Origin of the sequence: 'Fragaria x ananassa' phyllody phytoplasma (assembly GCF_018274325.1) — a bacterium.
Lineage (GTDB): Bacteria > Bacillota_I > Bacilli_A > Acholeplasmatales > Acholeplasmataceae > Phytoplasma.
On record NZ_JAGVRH010000003.1, the window covers coordinates 1 to 14171 of the forward strand.

Genomic DNA, 14171 nt, shown 5'->3' on the forward strand with positions numbered 1-14171 from the left:
TAAAAAAAAAGGATTTTTTTATGTGAGATTTTGGGTTTAATGTTATATTGTGAGTTAGGATTGATAAGACGGATAAATGAAGTGACTAAGTTATGTTATGTTTATAAATATCTATAAAGGAAAAATGATTATGCTATATTTAATTGAATTTACAATGAATAAAGATATTTTAAATTATCCTTTCATGTTCAAAAAATGTTTAATTAAATTAATAACGATAAGTAGCTGAAGCAATTAATAAAAAATAAAAAATTAAAATAAATTATAAATATTTTTCTTGTTGACATAAATCTATTTTGAGTTATAACAAAAGTAATCAATAAATAATTTGTTTTTTAAGAAAAAATTGTATTTTTTTCTTAAAAAGTATTGTTCTTAACTGGCTCCATTTTCGTGGAGCGTATCCTGTTTTGTAATTATCTTTAAAGGTTGACAAAATAACTTTTTTAAGTTAAAATATCTTTAGGTTTAAAATTGATTTTTCATTTTTATTAATTTTTTTAAGCTTACCTTATTTTTTAATAGTTTTTAAGTATTGATTAAACAAGCTAATAAAAAAATAATAAAAATAAAAAAGAAAGGATTAAAATATGGCTGTTCCTTTTAGACGAACCGGAAAAACGGCAAAAAGAAAAAGACGTACTCATTATAAATTGGGTAATCCTGCTTTAGTTGTTTGTAAACAAACAAATAACTTTACTCTATCTCATCGAGTAACTAAAAATAGTGGTTATTATAAAGGTAAATTAGTTTTAGATAATAATAAATTAGTTAAAGATAATTAGTCTTTTAAAAATATAAAAAATTTAATTTTTTAATCATTTAATAAATAAAAATAATAAATATAAGTTGAGGAATAATAGCTATCCTTCTACTCTTTTATTTAGTAGTTGTTCTTTTGCTTTAATTTTTTGATTAAAAAACTAAACACTAATATCAGTTGTTTAAAGAGATTAGAAAAATAGATATTAAAAGGAGCACATTAGTGAACAAAAATAAAAAAGAAAAAGAAATTGTCAAAATACTTTTAAGAGCTTATGATCATCATTTAATTGATCAAGCAGCTAAAAAAATAATTGATATCGTTACTAAAACAGGAGTTCAAATTGAAGGTCCTATTCCCCTCCCTACTAAAAAAGAAGTTTTTACTGTTTTACGTTCTCCTTTTGTTAATAAAGATTCAAGAGAACAATTTGAACGTCATACTCATAAACGTTTAATTCAAATTATTAATCCTAATAATAAAACTATTGAATCTTTAATGCATATGAGTTTACCACCTGCAATTGATATTTTATTAAAAAAATAATGATTAACAATAAATAGAAAAGATAAACAATAATTAAAAAAAAAAAAAAATAAGAAAAGAGAAAGAGAATGGCTCAAGGAATCTTAGGAAAAAAAATAGGAATGACACAAATTTTTAATGAACAAGGTGTGTTAATTCCAGTTACTATTATAGATGTTGCATTAAATGTTGTTTTACAACAAAAAAATAAAGAAACTGATGGTTATCAAGCTACTCAAATTGGTTATGATCCTAAAAGAGAAAAGAATACAACCAAACAGTTATTAGGTCATTTTAAAAAAACTAACACAACTCCTAAGCGCTTCATTAAAGAAATTATTTTTAAAGATATAAATTCACCTTTAACTCAATTAGTGGTTGGAGAAACAGTGATCCCTTCTTTTAAAGCTGGTGATTTAGTTGATATCACAGGTACTTCTAAAGGTAAAGGTTTTTCCGGTTCGATTAAAAGACATAATCAAAGTCGTGGTCCTGAAAGCCATGGTTCTCGTTACCACCGTCGTCCTGGATCAATGGGTCCTATTAAAGGGAAACTAAAAGGTAAGAAATTACCAGGGCAAATGGGACATGAAACTGTTACTATTCAAAATTTAATGATTGTTGATGTTGATCAAAGTAAAGACTTATTTTTAATTAAAGGTAATGTTCCAGGAACAAATAAAGGTTTTGTTGTAATTAAAACTGCTGTTAAAAAAATAATAAAGGGAGAAGCACATGTCAAAATATAATATTATCAATCAAAAAGGCGACCTTGTTGCGACCAAAGTTTTAGAAAGTAGTGTTTTTGATATTAAACCACATCAACAGGTTTTATATGATGTTGTTAATGCTCAAAGAGCAGCAATGCGTCAAGGAACACACGCTACTAAAACTCGTGCTTTAGTTGCTGGTGGTGGTAAAAAACCTTGGAAACAAAAAGGAACTGGGCGTGCTCGTCATGGTTCTATTCGTTCACCTTTATGGCGTGGTGGTGGTGTTGCTTTTGGTCCTTCTCCGCGTGATTATTCTATTAAAGTTAATCAAAAAGTATCTCATTTAGCCATCAAATCTGCTTTATCTTTACAAGCACAACAAAAACAATTAATGGTAATTGATGATTTTAATTTAGAAACTAATAAAACTAAACATTTAGCTCAAATTTTAAAAAATTTAAAAATACAAGCTAAAACTTTAATTATTGTGACTAATATGACAGAACAATTAATGCTTGCTTCTCGTAATCTACCTTATGTTACTTTAGAAAAAGCATCTCATACTAGTGTTTATCAAATGCTTAATTGTAAAAATTTAGTTTTAACTGCTGATGCTGTTACTTATTTTGAGGAGATTTTTAAAAAATGAATCAATATTATACTTTAATTAAAACTCCTATTATCACTGAATTAACTAATAAATTAATTGAAAGACAAAATAAATATACTTTTAAAGTATCAAAAACAGCTAATAAAATTGAAATTAAAAAAGCTTTAGAACATATTTTTTCAGTTAAAGTAATTTCAGTGAATACGAGAAATGTCCTTCCTCGTTTCAAAAGAAAAGGAAAATTTGAAGGTTACACTTCAGGTTATAAAAAAGCTATTGTTAAAGTAGCTTCCGGGCAAAAAATTCCAATTCTATCAAATGAATAAAAACATTTAAAAGGAAGGTAAATGATTATGGCGATTAAAAAATACAAGCCTACTACTAACGGAACTCGTAATATGAGTGTTTCTGCTTTTTCAGAAATAACTACTCAAACACCAGAAAAAAGTTTATTAGTATCTTATAAAAATCAATCAGGACGTAATAATCAAGGTAAAATAACAGTCAGACATCGTGGTGGTGGTGTTAAAAGAAAATACCGTTTAATTGATTTTAAAAGAAATAAAGATAATATTATTGGTAAAGTTGCCACTATTGAATATGATCCTAATCGTAGTGCTAACATTGCTTTAATTCATTATCTTGACGGTGAAAAAAGATATATTTTAGCTCCTAAAGGTTTAATTGTATCCATGCAAATTGTTTCTGGAAAAGATGTTGATATTAAAATTGGTAATTGCCTACCTTTAATCAATATCCCAGTAGGAACAACTGTTCATAATATTGAATTAAAACCTGGTAAAGGTGGCCAAATAGCGCGTAGTGCTGGCTCTTCAGTTCAAATCATTGGTCGTGAAGGTAAATATGTTTTATTACGTTTACAATCAAGTGAAGTTCGTAAAGTACTTGGTGCTTGTCGTGCTACTATTGGTGAAATTGGAAATGAATCTTATAAACTAATTAATTACGGTAAAGCCGGAAAAAAACGTTTTTTAGGAATCAGACCTACTGTTAGAGGATCAGCAATGAATCCTAACGACCATCCTCATGGTGGAGGAGAAGGTAGAGCTCCTATTGGACGAAAATCACCAATGACTCCTTGGGGTAAAAAAGCTCGCGGAATTAAAACTCGTAATCGTAAAAAAACTTCTAATGTTTTAATTATTAGACGACGTATAAAATAATTGGGAGGTTATAAATGCCACGTTCAATCAAAAAAGGTCCTATTGTAGCTAGTCATTTATTAGCTAAAATAGAAAAACAAAAAAATTTAAAAAATAAAAAAGTGATTCAAACTTGGTCGCGTAGTTCTACTATTACACCTATCTTTGTTGGTCACAAAATTGCTGTTTATAATGGTCGTGAACATATTCCTGTTTATATTACTGAAAATATGGTAGGACATAAATTAGGAGAATTTGCTCCTACTCGTACTTATCGCGGACATGATAAAAAAGATAATAAAAAAAGCCAAAAAAAGTAAAATAAAGTAAAATTAAGTAAAAATAAGGGGAAGGAAAAGAACGGATTATGGAAATGGAAACGAAAAAGGCTAAAGCGATTGCATCTAAAGTTTCAATTGCTCCTCGTAAAGCACGTTTGGTTGTTGATTTAATTAGAGGTAAAAATATTGCTCAAGCTCAAGCTATTTTAACTTTTACTTCAAAAATAGCTGCTCCCGTTATTTTAAAACTTTTAAACAGTGCAGTTGCTAATGCTACTCATAATTTAAAGTTAAACCATGAACAACTTTATGTTAAAGAAGTTTTTGTTAACGAAGGCTTACGTTTAAAACGTATGTTCCCACGAGCTAAGGGTTCTGGTGATATGATTAAAAAAAGAACTAGCCATATTACGTTAGTAGTGGCTTTAAAAAATGAACAAATACTAAAGGAGGTACAAAATGGGTCAAAAAATCAATCCTAATGGTTTAAGATTGGGAATTATTAGAACTTGGGATTCTCAATGGTTTGTTCAAGATAAAGAAATTCCTGCTTTAATTAAAGAAGATTATTTAATCCGTGAATTAATTAATAATTTTAGCAAAAAAAGCGCGATTAGCCAAATTGAAATCCAACGATTAAAAGAAAAAACTAAAAATCGTATTAAAATTCATATTCATACAGCCAAACCAGGTGTTATTATTGGTAGAGATGGTGAAACACGTAATAAAATGGTTGCTAAATTAAGAAAATTAACTCAAAAAGACGTAGATTTAAATATTTTAGAAGTTAAAAATTATGAAAAAATAGCTTTATTAATAGCTCAAAATATAGCTGAACAATTAGAAAATCGTATGAATTTTCGACGTGTTCAAAAAGTGGCTATTCAAAAAGCCCTTAAAGCAGGTGTTAAAGGGATTAAAACTTTAGTCTCTGGACGCTTAAATGGTGCTGAAATAGCTCGTAGTGAAGGTAATGCCGAAGGAAGGGTTCCCTTACATACTTTAAGAGCAGATATTGATTATGCTTCTTTACAAGCTCATACTAATTATGGTGTTTTAGGAGTTAAAGTATGGATTTTTCATGGTGAAGTTTTACCAGGCCAAACTATTTTAGATACTAGAAAACCTTTTGTTTCTTCTAATAACAGAAATAGTAAACGCCCTTCTCGTTATTTTAAAGGAGTTCCTAAAAATGTTGATGCCAAAAAGAACTAAATATCGTCGTCCTCATCGTGTTAGTTTTGAGGGAAAAGCAAAAGGTAAAAATATCATTGTCAATGGCAATTATGCTTTAATTGCTAAAGAAGGAGCTTTTATTACTAATAAACAAATAGAAGCTGCTAGAATAGCTATGACGCGTTATATGAAAAGAACAGGAAAAGTTTGGATTAATATTTTCCCTCATTTATCTTTAACTAAAAAACCACTTGAAGTTCGAATGGGATCAGGAAAAGGTTCTCCTGAAGAATGGGTAGCTGTTGTTAAAATTGGCAAAATTTTATTTGAAGTTAAAGATACTACTAATTCTGAAAAAATAGAAGTAGAAGCTTTAAGATTGGCTTCTCACAAATTACCAATTAAAACTAAAATTGTTAAAAAAGGTGCAGAATTATGAAAATGCAAGAAATTTTAAAAATGAACTCTGAAGAATTAGAAAATAAAGTAGTTGTTTTACACCAAGAACTTTTTGATTTACGTTTTCAATTGGCTTTAGGAAAACTAACTAATACTGCTCAAATTCGTAAATTAAAAAAAAGCATTGCTCGTATTAAAACTATTCTTACACAAAAAAAAATAATTTCAAATTCAAACCTAATTCAACCATCTAAATCTTTAAAAATTTCTTCAGATAATACTGTTTCAACTTTAAATGATAGTTTTTCGGTTAAACAAGAAGTTAATATTAACAAGGAGGATAAATAATGAAACGTAATTTTAGAAAAACTTTCGTTGGAAAAGTAGTTTCTGATAAAATGAAAAAAACTATTACTGTTGTTGTTGACATTTATAAAAAAGATCCTTTATATGGTAAAAGAGTGAAACAATCGAAAAAATTTCATGTTCATGATGAAAACCAATCAGCTAAAATAGGTGATTTAGTTAACTTTATGGAAACACGAGCTTTATCTAAAACTAAAAAATTTCGATTATTCAAAATTCTTTTTTATTCAAAGAAACTAAATTAAGGAGAAATTGAGATGATTCAACGAGAAAGTCGTTTAGTTGTAGCTGATAACAGTGGCGCTAAAGAAGTCCTAGTTATTGGTATTTTAGGAGGAACTAGACGTCGTTATGCAAACATCGGTGATGTTGTAGTAGTAACTGTTAAATCAGGATCTGGTACAGTCAAAAAACACGATGTTTTAAAAGGTGTTATTGTACGTTCTAAAAAAGGATTAAGACGTCAAAATGGTTCTTATATTAAATTTGACGATAATGCTTTAGTTCTTTTAAAAGAAGATTTAAGTATTATTGGTACCCGTATTTTTGGACCAGTAGTTCGAGAATTGAGCGATAAGAAATTTTCTAAAATAGTTTCTTTAGCTCAATTAGTTTTATAAGGAGTATCTCTTATGCATATTAAAGTAGGTGAAACCGTAGCTATTTTATCTGGTAAAGATCGTTATTATATGGATGAAATAGGTAAGAAAAAAATTAAAACAGGCAAAGTTATTAAAATTTTTGCTGAAACTCAAAAAATTCTTGTTGAAGGTGTGAACATTAAAACAAAACATCAACCACCTGCTCAAGATCAAGATAAAGGCACTATTGTTAAACGAGAAGCCCCAATTCATATTTCTAATGTAGCTTTAATTGATCCTTACACTCAAACTCCTACTAAAATAGGAATTCGTTTAGAATCAGGAAAAAAAGTTCGTTATGCAAAAAAATCAAATACTACACTAAATGATTTAAATTAAGGAGAGTTTTATTAAATGAAAAAAGAAAATAACTTATTCCCATTAGACCATGTTAATATAACTACTACCTTAATGAAAACATTTAACTATAAATCAGTAATGCAAGTTCCTAAAATAGATAAAATTGTGGTTAATATAGGGGTTGGCGATGCTATTTTCAATAGTAAAGTAATTGATGAAGTTGTTGAAGAAGTAAAATTATTAACTGGACAAAGTCCTGTTATTACTAAAGCTAAAAAATCTATTTCTAATTTTAAATTACGTGAAGGCATGCCTATTGGAGTTAAAGTTACTTTAAGAGGAGCTCGTAAAGAAGCTTTTTTATATAAATTAACCTCTCTTGTTTTCCCTCGTGTAAGAGATTTTAGAGGTATTTCTGGAAAATCTTTTGATGGTCGTGGTAATTATACCTTAGGATTGAAAGAACAAATAGTTTTCCCAGAGATCAACATTGATAAAGTTAAAAAAATTCGTGGTATGGACATTATTGTTGTCACTACCGCTAAAAACAACGTTCAAGCCAAAAAGCTTTTAGAACTTTATGGCATGCCGTTTAAAAATTAAAGGAAAGATTATTTATGGCTAAAAAATCAAAAATTGCAAAAGATAAAAGACAACGAGAATTAGTTTTGAAATACGCTGCATTGCGTTTAGAACTTAAAAAAAAAGCTGATTATGTTGCCTTATCTAAGATACCTGTCAAAGCATCTCCTGTTCGTTTAAAAAATAGAGATTCTATTGATGGTCGTCCTCGAGGATATATTCGTAAATTTGGCATTTCTAGAATTAAATTTAGACAGTTAGCTCATGAAGGAAAGTTACCTGGTGTTAAAAAAACTAGTTGGTAAAAAGGAGACTAAAATATGGTTATGACTGATCCTATTGCAGATATGTTAACACGAATTCGCAACGCTAATCAAATGTCACATTTAAAAGTGTTAATTCCTGCTTCAAAGTTAAAATTAGAAATTTTATCAGTTCTTAAAAAAGAAGGTTTTATTAAAGATTTTTATTTACCTCAGTTATCTCGAGAAATAATTGTTAGTTTAAAATATGCCTCCAATAAAGAAAAAGTTATTAAAGGTTTAAAAAGAGTTTCTAAACCAGGATTAAGAGTTTATGCATCAGCTGAACAATTACCTAAAATATTAAATGGTTTAGGAATAGTTTTGGTTTCTACTTCTAAAGGAATTTTAACCGATGCTCAAGCTCGTTTTTCCCAAATTGGTGGTGAAGTTTTGGCTTATGTTTGGTAAAAACAATTAAAGGAGAAAATTTATGTCCCGCGTAGGAAATAAAGTAATTGTAATCCCTGATGCGGTTACAATGGATATTCAAGATAATAATCTTATCTCAGTAAAAGGTCCAAAAGGTCAATTATCATACCAATTTAACCGTAGATTAAAAATTACTAATGAAAACCAAGTTGTTACAGTTGCTCGCCCTAATGATGATATTTTTATGAAAAAAATTCATGGTACTACTAGAGCTTTATTAGCTAATATGGTGGAAGGTGTGAGTAAGGGTTTTCAAAAAACTTTAAAAATTATTGGGTTAGCTTATCGTGCTCAAATTAAAGACAAACAACTTATTTTATTTTTAGGTTTTTCTCATACTGTCAATGTTACTATTCCTGATATTCTTGAAGTTGTCGTTAATCAAAATACAGAAATTGTGATCAAAGGTATTGATAAACAACTTGTTGGCGAATTTGCTGCTAAAAACTTAAAATTGCGTAAACCAGAACCTTATAAAGGTAAAGGAATTCGTTATGTGGGGCAATATGTTCGTCAAAAAGCAGGTAAAAGTGCTAAAAAAATCAGAAAGGACTAATAATTAAGTTATGATAACTAAACAATCTTCAAATGTATTACGTAAAAAACGTCATTTGCGTTTACGAAAAATTGTTATAGGAAGCCAACAACGACCACGTTTAAATATTTTTAGGTCGAATAAATTTATTTATGTTCAATTAATTGATGATCATGCGCAAAATACTTTATGTAGTGTCCACAGTAAAGAAACTAGTATTTCTGGTGCTAATATTAAAGCGGCTCAAGCAGTTGGTACTTTGATCGCTAAAAAAGCTCTAGTGCAAGGCATTAAGAATATTGTCTTTGATCGCTCTGGTTATTTGTATCACGGTAAAATAAAGGCTTTAGCTGAAGCTTGTCGTCATTCTGGACTAGAGTTTTAAAGGAGAGGACTAGATGAAAACAATAAAAAAAGAATTTGTTAAAAAAATGTCTCTTTTTGAGGAAAAAGTCGTTAAAATTAGTCGCATTACCAAAGTAGTTAAAGGTGGCCGTCGTTTTCGTTTCTCTGTTTTAGTTGTTGTTGGTGATAAAAAAGGTCAAATTGGATTTGCCACTGCTAAAGCCCAAGAGATTGTTGATGCTATTAAAAAAGCTTTGGAAAAAGCTAAAAAACATTTAGTGCGCATTCCTCTTGCAGGTGCTACTATTCCTCATGACACTATTGGTCATTTTGGAGCTTCGAAATTTTTTTTGAAACCCGCTTCTAAAGGGACTGGTATTGTTGCTGGAGGAACAGCTGCTAGAACTATTTTAGAACTAGTTGGCATTCATGATGTCTTAACTAAAACTTTTGGCTCACGTACTTCTATTAATGTGTTAAGAGCTGTAATGGATGGATTACAAAATTTAAGAACTAAAGAAGAAGTGGCTAAATTAAGAGGAATTACTTTAGCTAAAAAAGAACAATGAAACTAAAAATTACTTTAATTAAAAGTTTAATTACTTGTCGTGATAATCAAATCAAAACAGCTTATGCTTTAGGTTTGAAAAAAATCAATAGTCAAGTAATAAAAGATGATACTCCAGCCATCAATGGAATGCTTAAAACCATTAGTCATCTTATTTCGGTTCAAAAAATTTTGGATACTAAGGAGGAAGAATAATGTTGCATACCATTAAACCTGTTAAAGCAGCACGTAAAACAACTAAACGTTTAGGACGTGGTCCTGGTAGTGGCACTGGTAAAACTTCTGGTAAAGGACATAAAGGTCAATTGGCTCGTTCCGGTAAAACTCTTCGACCTGGTTTTGAAGGCGGTCAAATCCCCTTTTTTCAAAGAATTCCAAAAAGAGGCTTTTATAATTCTTTTCAAAAAAAATATGCTCTTTTGAATTTAAAAATTTTGCAAAATTTTGAAGAAGATACTTTGGTTACTCCTCAATTATTGATAAGTCAAAAAATCATTAAAGATCCATTATGTGGTATTAAAGTTCTTGCGCAAGGAATTTTAACTAAAAGATTAGTTGTTCAAGCTTCCAAATTTTCTAGTAAAGCTAAAGCAGCTATTTTAGCAGTTGGTGGAAAAATAGAGGTTATTTAAAATGAAAGGGAAATTAAAATTAATTTTAGGTAATCCTAAACTTATTTTTCAAATCTTATTTACTTTATTTATTCTTTTTCTTTTTAAAGTAGGTTGTGATATCGATTTACCTTTGATTCCTAAACAAATTGAACTTCTAAGCCTTCCTGGGATGCCATTTAGTAAAACTAAACTTTGGAAACTTTTTGGATTAGGAATTTATCCTTATATTACTGCTTCGATTGTAGTGCAGTTTTTACAAAAACTTTTACCTCTTTGTCGTGAATGGAAAGAACAAGGACAAATGGGTAAACGTAAGCTTAATCTGTTAACTCGTGTTTTAGCTATGTTGTTTGTTTTCGGACAAACTTTTAGTTATTTAAATGAGTATAATCATAGTTGGTTTGTTTTGCAAAGTGTTTCTATTCTTCATTGTTTTTTAATTGCTTTAATGGCAGCTGCTGGGTGTGCTCTTTTAATTTGGTTTGCAGATTTAATTAATTCTAAAGGAATTGGCAACGGAACTTCCATTTTAATTATGGCATCTATGAGTGGTAATTTGATTGACTCTTTGAAAGAAATATATCAAAAGTATTTAGTTGATTACAACAATGAAAAGCTTCTTATATTTGTTGGTGTTTTATCTATTTTATTTGTATTTTTAATTTTAACTGTTGTTGTACAAACAACTTTTTTAAAAATACCAGTTCATTATGCCCGTAATCAAACTCACACACGAGGAAAAAGTTATATTCCTTTCAAAATTAATACTGCTGGAGTAATGCCTTTAATTTTGGCATCAGCTTTATTACAACCTTTTCAATTTTTAGCACAAGTGATTAGAAATGAATCGTTTAAATATTTGGTCAAATACTTTACTACTCCTAACATTATTAATTTTGCTTTTGCCCTTCAGATTGTGTTAATTGTTGTATTTTCCTTTTTTTCTACTTTTATGAATGTTAATCCTGAAGATATTTCAGAACATTTATCAAAACAAGATGCTTATCTTGCGGGTTTAAGACCTGGAGAACAAACAACTAATTATCTTTCTTCTCTTTTATTTAAAATCACTGTTCTAGGAACTATTTTTTTTGTTTCCCTTGTTACTATGCCTTATCTTATGGATAAATTTTTAGGATTAAAACAAATGAAATTAGGAGGAACTAGTTTACTAATTATCGTTAGTGTTGCAATCGAAACTATTCAACGTATTATGGCTACTGCCAATAAAAAAGAATATGCAAAATTATTGTAATAAGGTAGGCAAAATAATTATGATATTAATATTATTGGGACCTCCTGGAATTGGAAAAGGGACCCAAGCTGCTGTTTTATCAGATGTTTTAAATCTTCATCATGTTGCTACAGGTGATATTTTTCGTAAGAATTTTAAAGAAAAAACTCAATTAGGAGAATTAAGTAAAACCTTTATTTCACAAGGGCTTTTAGTTCCTGATGATATCACTAATCAAATGATTGCCGATTATTTATCAACTACAGTTTCATCTAAAGATTTTTTATTAGATGGCTTTCCAAGAAATGTGTTTCAAGCACGATTTTTAGACCGTTTTTTTCAAGAATCACGTTTACTTTTAACTAAAGTTATTTATTTTAATGCTGGCACTCAAGATTTGATGAATAGAATTGTTGGTCGTAGAATATGTCCTTTGTGTGGTAAAGTTTATCACTTAAATAATATCCCTCCTCAAGTTCCAGGAATTTGTGATAAAGACCAAAAAGAATTAATTCAAAGAACAGATGATAAACCAAAAACTTTTTTAAAACGTTTAAAAGTTTTTAATCAAGAAACTCTACCTTTAGTCGAATATTATCGACAAAAAAATCAATTTTTTGAAGTTGATGGAATGCAAAATATTGATCGAGTAACTCAAATGATTTTAAAAGTTTTGGAAATTAAAAAATAATGATTACTATTAAAAAACCTCATGAAATTATGTTAATGCGTCAAGCAGGCAATATTTTACAACAAACTCACAAAATGCTTGCTTCTTTAATTGTTCCAGGTATAACTACTCATAAAATTAATTTATTAGTGCAAGAATTTTATCAAAAAAATGGTGTTACTTCTGCTTTTAAAGATTATCATGGTTTTCCTCAGTATATTTGTACTTCAGTGAATGAAGTGGTAGTCCATGGCATTCCCTCTCCCAATATTTTTTTAAAGTCAGAAGATATCGTAACAGTAGACTTAGGAATTAGTTATCAAGGTTATTATGTTGATTGTGCTTATACTTATGCTGTTGGTTCCATCGTTTCTCAAGTGCAACAACTTATCACTTTGACTCAAGCAGCTTTATTACAAAGTCTTGTGCAAATTAAACCGAATAATCATTTTTCTGATATTTCTCATGCTATTCAAACATTTGCTAAGCAACATCATTTAGGGATTGTTAAAGATTTTACAGGACATGGCATCGGTAAATCTTTGCACGAAGAACCTTATATTCCTAATTTTGGTGAACCACATCAAGGACCTATTCTTCAAGAAGGGATGACTTTTTGTGTGGAACCAATGTTAACATTAGGGAGTCCAGAAGTCCAAGTTTTAGCTGATAATTGGACTGTTGTCACTATTGATAAAAGTTTAAGTGCTCATTTTGAACATACAGTGTTGGTTACTGCTATAGGATATGAAATTTTAGCTTAATGTTCAAAAATAAATTAACAAATTAAAGGAATTCTTTAAATGTCAAAAACCAATATTATTGAAATGGAAGCTATTATTGTTAAAGTTTTGCCTAATGCTAAATTTATAGTAGAACTTCCCAATAAAAAAACGATCACCGCTTATGTTTCTGGTAAAATACGTATCAATCATATACGTATTTTACCTGGTGCTAAAGTAAAAATTGAATTATCACCATATGATCCAACTATCGCTCGTATAACGTATCGTTTTAAGTAAGGAGAAAAAATATGAAAGTTAGAGCATCAGTTAAAAAACGTAGTGAAGACGATATTATTGTTCGTCGTAAAGGACGTGTTTATGTTATTAATAAAAAAAATCGTCGACACAATCAAAGACAAGGATAAATTAAAAGGAGACCTTTATGGCGCGAATTGCAGGAATAGATATTCCTAATGACAAAAGAGTAGTAATTGCTTTGACTTATATTTATGGTTTAGGTAACAAATTATCTCAAAAAATTGTAACCGAATTAAATATTGATCAAAATATTAGAGTTAAAAATTTAACAGAACAGCAATTATCAGCTTTACGTAGTGAAATTACTAAATATAATGTTGAAGGAGATCTTCGACGCGAAGCTACTTTAAATATTAAGCGTTTGATGGAAATTGGCGCTTATCGTGGATTGCGTCATCGTAGAGGATTGCCTGTAAGAGGTCAAAAAACAAGAAATAACGCTCATACTGTTAAAGGAAAACCAAAAGCAATTGCTGGTAAGAAAAAATAATAAAGGAGAAAAGCAATGGCAAAAAAAAGAAATACCAAACGGAAAGTTAAAAAAAATGTTCCTTTGGGAATTGCGCATATCAACACAGATTATAATAACACTATTATAACGATTACAGATCTTCATGGTAATGCTATTACTTGGAGTAGCGCTGGAGCTTTAGGGTTTAAAGGTAGTCGTAAATCAACACCTTTTGCTGCTCAATTAGCCGCAGAAGCAGTAGCTAAAGCAGCTATGGAACACGGAATGGTTAAGGTGGAAGCATTTGTGACAGGACCTGGACCTGGGAGAGAAGCATCTATTCGTTCTTTGCAAGCATCAGGATTAGAAATCACTGCTATTAAAGATGTTACTGCAGTTCCTCATAATGGTTGTCGACCTCCAAAACTTCCTAGAGGATAAGAAAATTTTGTTTGAAA

The 14171-nt window shown here is 29.5% G+C and carries 28 protein-coding genes and 1 pseudogene; all 29 read left to right on the plus strand.

The window, feature by feature from the left end; genetic code table 11:
* Positions 1-590 precede the first annotated feature (590 nt).
* The 29 genes and pseudogenes from rpmF to rpsK all read left to right on the plus strand — a co-directional run bounded on the left by rpmF (position 591) and on the right by rpsK (position 14154).
* Positions 591-785, plus strand: a complete 195-nt coding sequence (rpmF, locus tag J8J04_RS01115) for a 50S ribosomal protein L32 (protein WP_212331100.1) — start codon at positions 591-593, stop codon at positions 783-785.
* Positions 786-985: 200 nt separating this feature from the next.
* Positions 986-1309: a 30S ribosomal protein S10 gene (gene rpsJ / locus J8J04_RS01120; protein WP_212331103.1), complete on the plus strand. Its 324-nt coding sequence runs from the start codon at positions 986-988 to the stop codon at positions 1307-1309.
* Between the two features lie 68 nt (positions 1310-1377).
* On the plus strand, positions 1378-2037 hold the full coding sequence (gene rplC / locus J8J04_RS01125; RefSeq protein ID WP_212331106.1) for a 50S ribosomal protein L3: 660 nt from the start codon (positions 1378-1380) through the stop codon (positions 2035-2037).
* On the plus strand, positions 2024-2650 hold the full coding sequence (rplD, locus tag J8J04_RS01130; protein WP_212331109.1) for a 50S ribosomal protein L4: 627 nt from the start codon (positions 2024-2026) through the stop codon (positions 2648-2650). Before rplC ends, rplD begins: the two co-directional genes overlap by 14 nt.
* Positions 2647-2937 (plus strand): 50S ribosomal protein L23, encoded by a 291-nt coding sequence (gene rplW, locus J8J04_RS01135; RefSeq protein ID WP_212331112.1) that lies wholly within the window; start codon positions 2647-2649, stop codon positions 2935-2937. The genes rplD and rplW overlap by 4 nt, the downstream gene beginning before the upstream one ends.
* A gap of 27 nt (positions 2938-2964) precedes the next feature.
* Entirely contained in the window at positions 2965-3795 is an 831-nt protein-coding gene (gene rplB / locus J8J04_RS01140) for a 50S ribosomal protein L2 (protein WP_212331115.1), read from the plus strand.
* A 14-nt stretch (positions 3796-3809) separates the two neighbouring features.
* Positions 3810-4094, plus strand: a complete 285-nt coding sequence (gene rpsS / locus J8J04_RS01145) for a 30S ribosomal protein S19 (RefSeq protein ID WP_212331118.1) — start codon at positions 3810-3812, stop codon at positions 4092-4094.
* Positions 4095-4147: 53 nt separating this feature from the next.
* Positions 4148-4537, plus strand: coding sequence for a 50S ribosomal protein L22 (gene rplV, locus J8J04_RS01150; protein WP_212331372.1), 390 nt, complete (start codon positions 4148-4150; stop codon positions 4535-4537).
* Positions 4515-5270 (plus strand): 30S ribosomal protein S3, encoded by a 756-nt coding sequence (rpsC, locus tag J8J04_RS01155; protein ID WP_212331121.1) that lies wholly within the window; start codon positions 4515-4517, stop codon positions 5268-5270. The genes rplV and rpsC overlap by 23 nt, the downstream gene beginning before the upstream one ends.
* Positions 5248-5670, plus strand: coding sequence for a 50S ribosomal protein L16 (rplP, locus tag J8J04_RS01160; protein ID WP_212331124.1), 423 nt, complete (start codon positions 5248-5250; stop codon positions 5668-5670). Before rpsC ends, rplP begins: the two co-directional genes overlap by 23 nt.
* Positions 5667-5861: pseudogene (gene rpmC, locus J8J04_RS03300) on the plus strand (50S ribosomal protein L29); the annotation flags it as partial. The gene rplP and the pseudogene rpmC, both read left to right, overlap by 4 nt.
* Before the next feature lie 113 nt (positions 5862-5974).
* Complete coding sequence (rpsQ, locus tag J8J04_RS01170; protein ID WP_212331383.1) at positions 5975-6241, plus strand: 30S ribosomal protein S17; 267 nt, start codon at positions 5975-5977, stop codon at positions 6239-6241.
* A 12-nt stretch (positions 6242-6253) separates the two neighbouring features.
* A complete protein-coding gene (gene rplN / locus J8J04_RS01175) occupies positions 6254-6616 on the plus strand; it encodes a 50S ribosomal protein L14 (RefSeq protein ID WP_212331129.1) in 363 nt (120 codons plus the stop codon).
* Between the two features lie 12 nt (positions 6617-6628).
* On the plus strand, positions 6629-6976 hold the full coding sequence (rplX, locus tag J8J04_RS01180) for a 50S ribosomal protein L24 (RefSeq protein WP_212331132.1): 348 nt from the start codon (positions 6629-6631) through the stop codon (positions 6974-6976).
* A 15-nt stretch (positions 6977-6991) separates the two neighbouring features.
* On the plus strand, positions 6992-7540 hold the full coding sequence (rplE, locus tag J8J04_RS01185; RefSeq protein ID WP_212331134.1) for a 50S ribosomal protein L5: 549 nt from the start codon (positions 6992-6994) through the stop codon (positions 7538-7540).
* A gap of 14 nt (positions 7541-7554) precedes the next feature.
* Positions 7555-7824, plus strand: a complete 270-nt coding sequence (gene rpsN, locus J8J04_RS01190; RefSeq protein WP_212331137.1) for a 30S ribosomal protein S14 — start codon at positions 7555-7557, stop codon at positions 7822-7824.
* A 15-nt stretch (positions 7825-7839) separates the two neighbouring features.
* The gene (gene rpsH / locus J8J04_RS01195) at positions 7840-8232 is read left to right on the plus strand and encodes a 30S ribosomal protein S8 (protein ID WP_212331139.1); all 393 of its coding nucleotides are present in this window, start codon (positions 7840-7842) and stop codon (positions 8230-8232) included.
* A gap of 22 nt (positions 8233-8254) precedes the next feature.
* The gene (gene rplF / locus J8J04_RS01200) at positions 8255-8809 is read left to right on the plus strand and encodes a 50S ribosomal protein L6 (RefSeq protein ID WP_212331141.1); all 555 of its coding nucleotides are present in this window, start codon (positions 8255-8257) and stop codon (positions 8807-8809) included.
* Positions 8810-8819: 10 nt separating this feature from the next.
* Positions 8820-9173: a 50S ribosomal protein L18 gene (gene rplR / locus J8J04_RS01205; protein WP_212331143.1), complete on the plus strand. Its 354-nt coding sequence runs from the start codon at positions 8820-8822 to the stop codon at positions 9171-9173.
* A 13-nt stretch (positions 9174-9186) separates the two neighbouring features.
* Positions 9187-9702, plus strand: a complete 516-nt coding sequence (gene rpsE, locus J8J04_RS01210; protein WP_212331145.1) for a 30S ribosomal protein S5 — start codon at positions 9187-9189, stop codon at positions 9700-9702.
* The gene (gene rpmD / locus J8J04_RS01215) at positions 9699-9896 is read left to right on the plus strand and encodes a 50S ribosomal protein L30 (RefSeq protein ID WP_212331148.1); all 198 of its coding nucleotides are present in this window, start codon (positions 9699-9701) and stop codon (positions 9894-9896) included. The genes rpsE and rpmD overlap by 4 nt, the downstream gene beginning before the upstream one ends.
* Entirely contained in the window at positions 9896-10333 is a 438-nt protein-coding gene (rplO, locus tag J8J04_RS01220) for a 50S ribosomal protein L15 (RefSeq protein ID WP_212331150.1), read from the plus strand. Before rpmD ends, rplO begins: the two co-directional genes overlap by 1 nt.
* A gap of 1 nt (position 10334) precedes the next feature.
* Positions 10335-11570, plus strand: coding sequence for a preprotein translocase subunit SecY (secY, locus tag J8J04_RS01225; RefSeq protein ID WP_212331152.1), 1236 nt, complete (start codon positions 10335-10337; stop codon positions 11568-11570).
* 19 nt (positions 11571-11589) lie between these two features.
* Positions 11590-12240, plus strand: coding sequence for an adenylate kinase (locus tag J8J04_RS01230; RefSeq protein ID WP_212331154.1), 651 nt, complete (start codon positions 11590-11592; stop codon positions 12238-12240).
* On the plus strand, positions 12240-12983 hold the full coding sequence (map, locus tag J8J04_RS01235; protein WP_212331156.1) for a type I methionyl aminopeptidase: 744 nt from the start codon (positions 12240-12242) through the stop codon (positions 12981-12983). The genes J8J04_RS01230 and map overlap by 1 nt, the downstream gene beginning before the upstream one ends.
* 39 nt (positions 12984-13022) lie before the next feature.
* Entirely contained in the window at positions 13023-13241 is a 219-nt protein-coding gene (gene infA / locus J8J04_RS01240) for a translation initiation factor IF-1 (RefSeq protein ID WP_203551938.1), read from the plus strand.
* Between the two features lie 11 nt (positions 13242-13252).
* Entirely contained in the window at positions 13253-13369 is a 117-nt protein-coding gene (gene rpmJ / locus J8J04_RS01245) for a 50S ribosomal protein L36 (RefSeq protein WP_203551939.1), read from the plus strand.
* 17 nt (positions 13370-13386) lie between these two features.
* Positions 13387-13752: a 30S ribosomal protein S13 gene (gene rpsM, locus J8J04_RS01250; RefSeq protein ID WP_212331171.1), complete on the plus strand. Its 366-nt coding sequence runs from the start codon at positions 13387-13389 to the stop codon at positions 13750-13752.
* A gap of 15 nt (positions 13753-13767) precedes the next feature.
* Entirely contained in the window at positions 13768-14154 is a 387-nt protein-coding gene (rpsK, locus tag J8J04_RS01255) for a 30S ribosomal protein S11 (protein ID WP_212331175.1), read from the plus strand.
* The last annotated feature ends 17 nt before the right edge of the window (positions 14155-14171 follow it).

What these genes read in the sequence shown, in the direction of transcription:
- secY (WP_212331152.1), top strand. Translation starts at nt 10,335, where the DNA reads ATGAAAGGGAAATTAAAATTAATTTTAGGTAATCCTAAACTTATTTTT.
- rplE (WP_212331134.1), top strand. Translation starts at nt 6,992, where the DNA reads ATGAAAAAAGAAAATAACTTATTCCCATTAGACCATGTTAATATAACT.
- rplV (WP_212331372.1), top strand. Translation starts at nt 4,148, where the DNA reads ATGGAAACGAAAAAGGCTAAAGCGATTGCATCTAAAGTTTCAATTGCT.
- rplN (WP_212331129.1), top strand. Translation starts at nt 6,254, where the DNA reads ATGATTCAACGAGAAAGTCGTTTAGTTGTAGCTGATAACAGTGGCGCT.
- rpmF (WP_212331100.1), top strand. Translation starts at nt 591, where the DNA reads ATGGCTGTTCCTTTTAGACGAACCGGAAAAACGGCAAAAAGAAAAAGA.
- rpsE (WP_212331145.1), top strand. Translation starts at nt 9,187, where the DNA reads ATGAAAACAATAAAAAAAGAATTTGTTAAAAAAATGTCTCTTTTTGAG.
- map (WP_212331156.1), top strand. Translation starts at nt 12,240, where the DNA reads ATGATTACTATTAAAAAACCTCATGAAATTATGTTAATGCGTCAAGCA.
- rplW (WP_212331112.1), top strand. Translation starts at nt 2,647, where the DNA reads ATGAATCAATATTATACTTTAATTAAAACTCCTATTATCACTGAATTA.
- rpsH (WP_212331139.1), top strand. Translation starts at nt 7,840, where the DNA reads ATGGTTATGACTGATCCTATTGCAGATATGTTAACACGAATTCGCAAC.
- rplC (WP_212331106.1), top strand. Translation starts at nt 1,378, where the DNA reads ATGGCTCAAGGAATCTTAGGAAAAAAAATAGGAATGACACAAATTTTT.
- infA (WP_203551938.1), top strand. Translation starts at nt 13,023, where the DNA reads ATGTCAAAAACCAATATTATTGAAATGGAAGCTATTATTGTTAAAGTT.
- rpsS (WP_212331118.1), top strand. Translation starts at nt 3,810, where the DNA reads ATGCCACGTTCAATCAAAAAAGGTCCTATTGTAGCTAGTCATTTATTA.
- rpsM (WP_212331171.1), top strand. Translation starts at nt 13,387, where the DNA reads ATGGCGCGAATTGCAGGAATAGATATTCCTAATGACAAAAGAGTAGTA.
- rpsC (WP_212331121.1), top strand. Translation starts at nt 4,515, where the DNA reads ATGGGTCAAAAAATCAATCCTAATGGTTTAAGATTGGGAATTATTAGA.
- J8J04_RS01230 (WP_212331154.1), top strand. Translation starts at nt 11,590, where the DNA reads ATGATATTAATATTATTGGGACCTCCTGGAATTGGAAAAGGGACCCAA.
- rpsK (WP_212331175.1), top strand. Translation starts at nt 13,768, where the DNA reads ATGGCAAAAAAAAGAAATACCAAACGGAAAGTTAAAAAAAATGTTCCT.
- rpmJ (WP_203551939.1), top strand. Translation starts at nt 13,253, where the DNA reads ATGAAAGTTAGAGCATCAGTTAAAAAACGTAGTGAAGACGATATTATT.
- rplO (WP_212331150.1), top strand. Translation starts at nt 9,896, where the DNA reads ATGTTGCATACCATTAAACCTGTTAAAGCAGCACGTAAAACAACTAAA.
- rplF (WP_212331141.1), top strand. Translation starts at nt 8,255, where the DNA reads ATGTCCCGCGTAGGAAATAAAGTAATTGTAATCCCTGATGCGGTTACA.
- rplX (WP_212331132.1), top strand. Translation starts at nt 6,629, where the DNA reads ATGCATATTAAAGTAGGTGAAACCGTAGCTATTTTATCTGGTAAAGAT.
- rpmD (WP_212331148.1), top strand. Translation starts at nt 9,699, where the DNA reads ATGAAACTAAAAATTACTTTAATTAAAAGTTTAATTACTTGTCGTGAT.
- rplB (WP_212331115.1), top strand. Translation starts at nt 2,965, where the DNA reads ATGGCGATTAAAAAATACAAGCCTACTACTAACGGAACTCGTAATATG.
- rpsN (WP_212331137.1), top strand. Translation starts at nt 7,555, where the DNA reads ATGGCTAAAAAATCAAAAATTGCAAAAGATAAAAGACAACGAGAATTA.
- rplD (WP_212331109.1), top strand. Translation starts at nt 2,024, where the DNA reads ATGTCAAAATATAATATTATCAATCAAAAAGGCGACCTTGTTGCGACC.
- rplP (WP_212331124.1), top strand. Translation starts at nt 5,248, where the DNA reads ATGTTGATGCCAAAAAGAACTAAATATCGTCGTCCTCATCGTGTTAGT.
- rplR (WP_212331143.1), top strand. Translation starts at nt 8,820, where the DNA reads ATGATAACTAAACAATCTTCAAATGTATTACGTAAAAAACGTCATTTG.